Here is a 7,866-nt window from a genome sequence, read left to right as displayed (position 1 = left end):
TCCAGAAAAAGGAGGGCGGAAAAAATCCCGTCTCTTTCCGGGATATGTAAACCGTAGCCAAAACCGCCGCTTTCCTCCACACCCAGTGCAACAGGCATTTCCAGCATCTTTTCCGTGATGTACTTAAATCCCACCTGGACATCCAGTACAGGTCTTTCGGGAGATTCATAAAGCATCCGGAGTTTATCGGTGACCGAGGAAGATTTTACAATGGCTCCGGGAATCTGTTTCACTCGAATCAGGTAATCGGCCAAAAGGAGAATGGTTTCCTGTGCACTGAGCCAATTTCCGCCGTTCATCATCACTCCCAGGCGATCTGCATCCCCGTCTGTTGCCAGTCCTAAAGAAAAATCCGGCTTTCCGGTCAAATAGTTTTTCAGCGGGACAAGGTTTTTTTCCAGGGGTTCTGCCGCCCGTCCGCCGAAATCGGGGAGACTTTCAGGATCAAGACCGACGGCTGTACATCCCTTTCGGGTCAACAAATCCGGTAAAATGCTCCCCCCTGCTCCGTGCATGGAATCCACCACACAAGAAATTCCCGATGTCCTGATCATATCAAAATTGATGTTCGATTCCACATGTGCAAGATAATCCGGCAGAAGATTGTTAACGGACATATTATTGCGGGATTGTTTGACCGGCGATTTTCCCAGAAGAGCTTCCACTTTCTGTGTTTCTTCCGTAAAAAAAGGACCGCCATAGGCACCTTTGAATTTGATTCCATTATAGGCAGGAGGATTATGACTGGCAGTGACCATCACACCGGCACTCTGTTTTCGATGCTTCACCGTATAGGAGATCACCGGTGTAGGAATTACACGATCCGAGAGAAACGTCATAATCCCGTTTCCACTGAGAATTTCGGCAAAACGTTCTGCAAATTCCGGTGAATATCTCCGGCCATCATAGCCAATCACGCAGGAAGGGTTTTTATCGGCAGTTTTATTCTTCAGATAATCGGCAAAGGCTTGGGCTACCAGACTTACCGATGCCATATTCATCTCCGAATCCAGGAGTCCGCGCCAGCCGTCTGTGCCGAAATGAATTGTTTCACTTTTCATGCTGTTCTGATCCAAAATATTGTGTCACTGTTTTTGTAAAGATCGGCGTGAGCCAGTTGCAGGCAATCCATACATAGATCTTCATATCATGTTCACGGGCAAAATCCAGAATCATTTTCAGGAGATCCCGGTCCGGCAATTCCGTCGGTCTGATCTGTTAAAATGTCAATCTTCAAATTCAACATTGTGGCGAATTTCACGCCTTAGTGCAGCATAGGGAAGATTCCGGACAGAAGTCTTCAGGCGGATTGCGATTCCGGCGGCAGCTCCGGCGGCTTCACCGGTTGCTGCAGATGTGGGCATAATCCTGATGGCTGCGTGCCCTTCCCGGGTGGCGGACAAACAGCGACCGGCACTGAGGACATTCTCCGCATCCCGGTGGATCAGAGAACGGAAAGGGATGCTATAGTAATCGCCTTCTTCCAGTTCCTCCATCCGGTCACTTTCCCCCTTTGCTCCGTGAATATCAATCCCATAGGATGCCCGGGCAATCTTATCCTCAAATTGCCGTCCTTCCAGCACATCTTTACCTGTCATCACATAATCACCGACGATGCGCCGGGTTTCCCGGATGCCCACCTGGGTGGCCGTTTCCAAAAGCCAGGCGGATTCAAACCCCGGAATTTCTGTCTGAAGCAGGTGAACCACATCCGTCACCTGCCGGCGGCCTTCAATTTCCGCCCGGGTCATGTCTGCCGAACGGGTCCCGTCCAATTCCAGGATATTGGATGTGTTAAAGGATGCCTCCCCGCTTTGGGGAAGCGTTGTATAGAAGATATATTTCACATTTTCAGATAAGCGTTTCTCCCTTTGTGCTTTTTTAACAAAGCTGAAATATCCCCCTACACTGATAATTTTATTCAGATTGAAGTTGTAGTCCATCCACTCAAAGAAATCATCCCGGTGTGTCCTGACATATTCAAGGGCTTTAGGAATATGGATATTTCCCATCCTGAAAAAAAGGGTCATGGATTGCAACCGACCGTTTTCACCTTTTTCATAGGGGAGGTCCGCCAGGTACACAAGCTGTGCATCACCCGTTGTATCAATAAATACGCTCCCTTGAATCGTATAGACTGTGCCTTCATATAAAACATCCACGGATTGCAGCACACGGTCTGTACGTGCAGCATTCATCAGTACGGCATTGGGGAGGATATCCACGCCGGCATCATTCAAAAGTTCAAAGGCCGCCAGTCGGAAGGCAATCCCGGAAAAGCCATTGTCAATCATTCCGTTCCGGCGGATCATACCTGCTTCCAGTTCCTGAAAGATCCCTTTGGTCAGGGGAATTCCATGGACGGTATGTTTCATAAAGGGGGATACCATTCCGGCGGTCGCAGAGCCTCCCGTAAAACCATATTGTTCAATTAAAAGGGTTTTCGCACCGGTCCGCGCCGCTTTTACAGCCGCAGCGATTCCCGCAATGCCACCACCGGCAACGATTACATCGTAGGAAAGCACTATTTTCTTCATGGATTATCGGGCAGATTCTTTCAATTTTCCCACAAACCAGGATGTCACCTCAATAGGTCGGGTGATAGCCGTCCCCACAACTACTGCCCAGGCTCCAAGACTCAGGGCTTTTGCCGCTTCTTCCGGTGTGTGTATACGTCCTTCTGCAATCACCGGTATATCGGTCTGCTTGACCAGCTCTTCCACAAGTTTAAAATCAGGAGATTTCTGGCTTTTTCGTTTTGTTTCAGGTGTGTATCCACTCAGTGTGGTCGCCAGACACGTGGCACCGGCTTCAACACAGGCCAGTCCCTCATCTACCGTGGCAATATCGGCCATGACCGGACAGGTATAACGGTTCCGGACTTTCCGGATGAATTCAGGTCCGGTAAATCCGTTGCACTCTCTGAAGGTCCCATCGATAGCTATCATGTGAGCTCCAACAGATAGCAATTTTTCCACATCCGTATAAGTCCGGGTTATGCAAACCGATCCGTCCGGATATGTGGTTTTGATAAGACCGATAACCGGGACTTCTACAGACTGGACAATAAACTGGGTATTGCTTTTTCCTTCAGTCCGTATGCCAACAGCACCTCCCATAACCGCTGACCTGGCAAAGAGGGCCAGACGATCAGATGCATCGAAGGGTTCCCCCTTTTTCGCTTGGCAGGAAACAATCAATCCGCCTTTCAGGTCATTCAGGATTTTTGGTATCATGCTCTTCTCCTTTTGACGTATTTAAAACAATTTTCTTAATATCTTCCGCATCGGAAATATAAGAGGGTGAAATGTTTGATTTTTCCCCGTCTTTGAAACGGTATAATGATTCAGCCTGCATGGGGACAAGCTGAATCACAGCGCCCTGCCTGTTCATGGCATGATGAAGACGGTCCAGAGACCGATGCATGGCAAGGGAAGGATCCTCGGAACTTGTTTCAAAGGATACAGAGATCCACCACCGGTCATCCTCCAGTTTAATATAATCTGTTATGTCTTCATATTCAGGTTTACGCGGACTCCGGACAAAACAGTGATATACATTGTGATGTAAGCGTTCCACGGGACGGATAAGCCGTTCAAGGGACACATTTTCCGAAGCATCCACAAGGGTTTTACAACGGTAATCCTTGAGTCCTTCCCGCTGGTAAAAAGTAATTCCCCAGGTCTCATCCTTTTTTTCCACCGAAGTCGGAACGGCGTAAAAAAGAAGATATACCGAGGATTGATTGAGATGATGCAGGAGTTTCATTTTTATAATTTCAGGATTCATGAGGACAAATGACATACCAAATTTTAAAATCCCTCCTTTTTCATGGAGTATATCCTGATAGAGTTCACCGCTGATGGTGTTGCTATCGGGCAGGTTGTCGTCCACATACTGGCAGACACTGAATGCGTTACTGAGCAATCCTCCCGGAAATCCATACCGGTGAAACAGGGCGACTTCCCGGCCTTCCCGGGTTTCTTTCAGGGCCCGGACAACACCATACCAGGATGCACCATAAATTATTGTATCAAAACTTTCCATATTTTATGTTTTCCAAAACAGTTTTTTTCGGGTTAAGGCGCTGACAAAGAGGGCCAGAAGAGTCGTTTCAATTACACTCCAGATAAATCCCGTCCAAGGCGTAGAAAAAATGCCTGCCGCAAGGTTTTTAATGCCGGTCAAATGAAGAACCGGCCAGATAAAATTGGCCATCCCCACATAGGCAATCATGGGATTCCGGCCATTTAATATGAGAATATTCACCCATTTCTGTTTTTTAAAACCGTCAATCACTAGTGTAAAAAAGGTTATCAGGTAAAAAGCAAGTCCGCTGGTGACAAAATAGTAGCTCAGGGTTGAATGATCCTTTTTGATCCCTCCTTCAAAGGGTTCAAATAGCAGACCTAAAATCAGCCAGTAGCTACCCCAGAGGACACACTGCCTGATCAGCTTTTCCGTGCTGCTTTGAGGATTCTGTGTGATACTTATGGCAGCAAGGGCAATGCCGGAACAGATGAGAAAGGTCAGAAATACATGTCTGGACTGAAGTCCGGCCAGGACCACCACCACACTGAGAATCATCAGGACGGCCAGGGCTACATACCGGCCTTTTCTCCGGGATATATCCCAGTCATCACGGGTTTGTTTCAGCCATTTCAGGATCAAATCGCCGGCGATAGTACCGGGAATGACGATAAACAGGTATTTGAGAAAATGAAACTGGTAAAGCCAGGGAAAGGGGGAATAGTCCCACACCTGAATCATCCAGTTTTTCGTTTGTTGTGTAAAGAGAAAAAGGACAGATCCAATCTGACGTACCGGCTCGGCATGGGGACCCACAGCCTGCATGATATCCCACTGGATATGGACCAGTCTGAAAGCCAGATAAAACCCCAGAAGACCAAGTCGAAAGAGGATATTGTTCCGTGTCCCCAGCCAGATCAAAGCGCCAAAAACCGCCATATTCGTCAGGACGATGATGATAATATCGTTCCGTTGAAAGGAAAAACCGCTGCCATCGCTATATTTCATAAAAACAAGCCACAGGACCAGTGCAAGCCAGCCGGATATTTTGATGATGCGTTTCAGGTTGACGGGCCATGATTTCGGAAGCTTTAGGTAGACGAGAAAGAGAATCACAAACCCTCCCAGGGCGGCAACCCAGGTCCACCCTTCCGGAGAGGCACTCAATTTATGGGGACGGATATGCATCACGAACACAGCAAAAACCGCCAGCATAAACCCCCGTTCCACGATGGAGAGGATTATCCGGGAGACAGGCACACCACTGCTTATTTTTTTGGAAAGGGCCAGGGGGAAGGCAGCTCCCATGGCAAAGAGGAAAAAGGGAAAAACCAGATCCACCCAGGTAATTCCCGGCAGATTAGGGTTAAACACATGGTCCGGCGGTGGCACCTGGGCATGATACATCCACGCGGGTAAACTCCCCCAGGGGACAGTCCCGGAAAGGACCATGGTCAAAATTGCAAATCCCCGGAGGGCATCCAGGTTGTTGGCACGTGCTTGAGAATTCAATTCGTTCATAATAACCTGCATTAATGTTTTGGGGCGACAATTAACACGATAGTTTCATCCGGAAGCACCGATTTCAGTTCGATATCCACCAGGGCCAGAATCTGGCTTTCTTCCACCAGACCGGTCATATCAATGATTTTCCCGCCGAGGAGAAGAAACACATCCGGGACAAGGGCTCCTGCATCGCCGAAGGTGGTGAGTTCACCTGTAAGTTCTTTTAAGGATTTTTTAACGGTATCCGGTGTTTCCTGGCGGACCTTGCAATCATGGACTCTGAGTTTGATCACACCTTCAAGATCCACAACCCGGGCCATGGTATGATCATGAGTAAACAATCCGAAAAGATGTTTTGTTTTCTGATGAACCACCGCGGCGTACAGATAATTTGTCTTACCGGCAATGTCTACCGATTTCGGGTTGCTGCGCATGGAATCGGCAGCAATTTTCCGGATTTCAGCTTCAGATTTGGGTTTGATATCCAGTTCACGGGTCCGCATTTCACTGGAACCGGACGCCGTGGCGATCACGCGTTTATTTCGGGAATCAATTTCGACAGTCACCTCAATGCTGTCCGGTGCAGCTCCCATGGACTGAACCGCCTTAAAGGCTTCCTGGCGCAAGGCAATGATATCCGATTCTGTAGGATTAAGGATGGATTTTTCAACCGAATCCTGAATGATGCCCAAGGCAGCACCAATAGCTGAAACCACCTCAGTGTTTTCTGAAATTTTATGGGGGACACTCATAACTTTTGCCGTATAGGGAACAATCGCCGGTGCTCCGCCACCACCTCCGATAAATTCCAGGAAACGCTCATCCAGTTTATACTCCCGGGTAAGTTGTTTTACAACCGGTTTGATTTTTTCAGCAGAGATTTCCAATATTTTTTCGGCCACTTGATCCGGAGACATATTCAGACGTTTCCCCAGGGATTTAAAAGCACTTTTTACCGCATCTGCATTGGCCCAGCCGTGACCGGCATCTTTTACAAGTCCAAGAAAATATGAAGCCCCGGTGGGAGTAACCGTATAATTTTTATTGTCTGCCTTATTGACAATCTTCAGATAATCATCAGGGTCTCCTTTTCGTGGCTGAACCCTATCGAGTGAAATTTGGGAAAAATCCTTTTCCTCTGCAAAAGCCGTATAGCCCAGCTCGGCGATATGGGCACTCCGGGGACCCACATCGATGATTTTATTGTCTTTAATCCGGGGTGTAGATCCGCCGGCGATACCCAGGGTCCGGACATCCAGGGTCCGCAGATAGAGTCTGTTCCCGCCGATTTGGGCGCTTTTCACCTGGGGTTTCCCGTTCTTGATTACGGAAATATCGGTGGAAGTCCCTCCTACTTCGATAAAAATCCCGTCTGAGACTTTGGCATACATCAGGGCAGCGGCCACACCGGCCGCCGGGCCGGAGAGCATGGTCAGGATAGGACGTTTTCGCATCTCTTCAATATCCATGATCCCGCCGTCGGAACGCATAATCATGAGCGGGGCCTTAATCCAACTTTCTCTTACCGCCTTTTCCGTCATATTGGCTGTTTCCAGCATTTTGGGCATCATACTGGCATTGATCAGAGCGGTTCGCGTCCGTACCCGAAGTCCGTATAGTTTCGAAATAGAGCTGGCGGCCGTGGCAAGATATCCCATTTTTTTTATAATATCCCGAACCTGGAGTTCTCTTTCCGGATGGTCTACACCGAAAATTTCCGTCGCCACATAGACTTCAGCCCCTTCATCGGACAATTTTTTCACGACATCACGAATGGTATCCTCCTGAAAGTCCCGGGACAAATCGATGTAGACGGGATATGTCTTCAGGAACTTCCCCGGAGCCAGTTCAACCCGGTCATTTTCAATCTGCCTGAAGCCTATGCGTCCTTCAATTCCCTGTCCCAGCACGAGGACGCCGACCGACGCCACATCACCTTCCAGCAAGGCATTCGTGGCCTGCGTGGTGGAATGAGCAATCAAAACCACTTCACCAGGGGAAATTTCTGCCTCCCGAATCAGGTTTTTCATGGATTGAATCACTCCCAGAGCAACCCCTTCGTTTGCTTTATGAGTGGTGGGCACACAGGCTTTTCCCAAGAGAGAATAATCAGCAATGTTCACAGCTACGGCGTGGGTGAAAGTCCCTCCTACGTCAATACCAATTTTTATTTTTCGTTTTGTCATAAATTATGTATCCGGATCAATAAAAGATTAACGAGGCGGCAATGAGTCCTACAACAGCCACTGACCAGGTATAGGGCAGGGTATTCCAGAGGACTTTTTGCACATCCTGCTGCATTTCATTGGATAGCCACACATTGTGTGTATT

The 7,866-nt window shown here is 48.3% G+C and carries 6 protein-coding genes; all 6 read right to left on the bottom strand.

The annotated features are described in order from the left end of the window. Positions 1 to 1,061: phosphoglucomutase (locus J7K63_02310; protein MCD6233858.1), on the bottom strand; the 1,061-nt coding region annotated here is incomplete at its 3' end. Between the two features lie 165 nt (positions 1,062 to 1,226). Beyond that, the gene (locus J7K63_02305) at positions 1,227 to 2,537 is read right to left on the bottom strand and encodes an FAD-dependent oxidoreductase (GenBank protein MCD6233857.1); all 1,311 of its coding nucleotides are present in this window, start codon (positions 2,535 to 2,537) and stop codon (positions 1,227 to 1,229) included. 3 nt (positions 2,538 to 2,540) lie between these two features. Next, positions 2,541 to 3,236 carry an N-acetylmannosamine-6-phosphate 2-epimerase gene (locus J7K63_02300; protein MCD6233856.1) on the bottom strand — a complete coding sequence of 232 codons (696 nt, stop codon included), beginning with the start codon at positions 3,234 to 3,236 and terminating at the stop codon, positions 2,541 to 2,543. Then, the gene (locus J7K63_02295) at positions 3,214 to 4,047 is read right to left on the bottom strand and encodes an FAD-dependent oxidoreductase (GenBank protein MCD6233855.1); all 834 of its coding nucleotides are present in this window, start codon (positions 4,045 to 4,047) and stop codon (positions 3,214 to 3,216) included. The genes J7K63_02300 and J7K63_02295 overlap by 23 nt, the downstream gene beginning before the upstream one ends. 3 nt (positions 4,048 to 4,050) lie before the next feature. Continuing rightward, positions 4,051 to 5,562 carry a DUF5009 domain-containing protein gene (locus J7K63_02290; GenBank protein ID MCD6233854.1) on the bottom strand — a complete coding sequence of 504 codons (1,512 nt, stop codon included), beginning with the start codon at positions 5,560 to 5,562 and terminating at the stop codon, positions 4,051 to 4,053. Then, positions 5,562 to 7,721 (bottom strand): hydantoinase, encoded by a 2,160-nt coding sequence (locus J7K63_02285; GenBank protein MCD6233853.1) that lies wholly within the window; start codon positions 7,719 to 7,721, stop codon positions 5,562 to 5,564. The genes J7K63_02290 and J7K63_02285 overlap by 1 nt, the downstream gene beginning before the upstream one ends. Positions 7,722 to 7,866 lie beyond the last annotated feature (145 nt).

The organism is Candidatus Neomarinimicrobiota bacterium, assembly GCA_021157965.1.
In the GTDB taxonomy this organism is placed as follows: Bacteria; Fidelibacterota; Fidelibacteria; order Fidelibacterales; family Fidelibacteraceae; genus Fidelibacter.
The sequence above is the reverse complement of the archived record's forward strand: the minus strand, read 5'-3'. Positions and strand labels throughout refer to the sequence as shown.

Coding starts and splice junctions, on each gene's coding strand:
- J7K63_02300 (MCD6233856.1), bottom strand. CDS start 3,236: ATGATACCAAAAATCCTGAATGACCTGAAAGGCGGATTGATTGTTTCC.
- J7K63_02295 (MCD6233855.1), bottom strand. CDS start 4,047: ATGGAAAGTTTTGATACAATAATTTATGGTGCATCCTGGTATGGTGTT.
- J7K63_02285 (MCD6233853.1), bottom strand. CDS start 7,721: ATGACAAAACGAAAAATAAAAATTGGTATTGACGTAGGAGGGACTTTC.
- J7K63_02305 (MCD6233857.1), bottom strand. CDS start 2,537: ATGAAGAAAATAGTGCTTTCCTACGATGTAATCGTTGCCGGTGGTGGC.
- J7K63_02290 (MCD6233854.1), bottom strand. CDS start 5,562: ATGCAGGTTATTATGAACGAATTGAATTCTCAAGCACGTGCCAACAAC.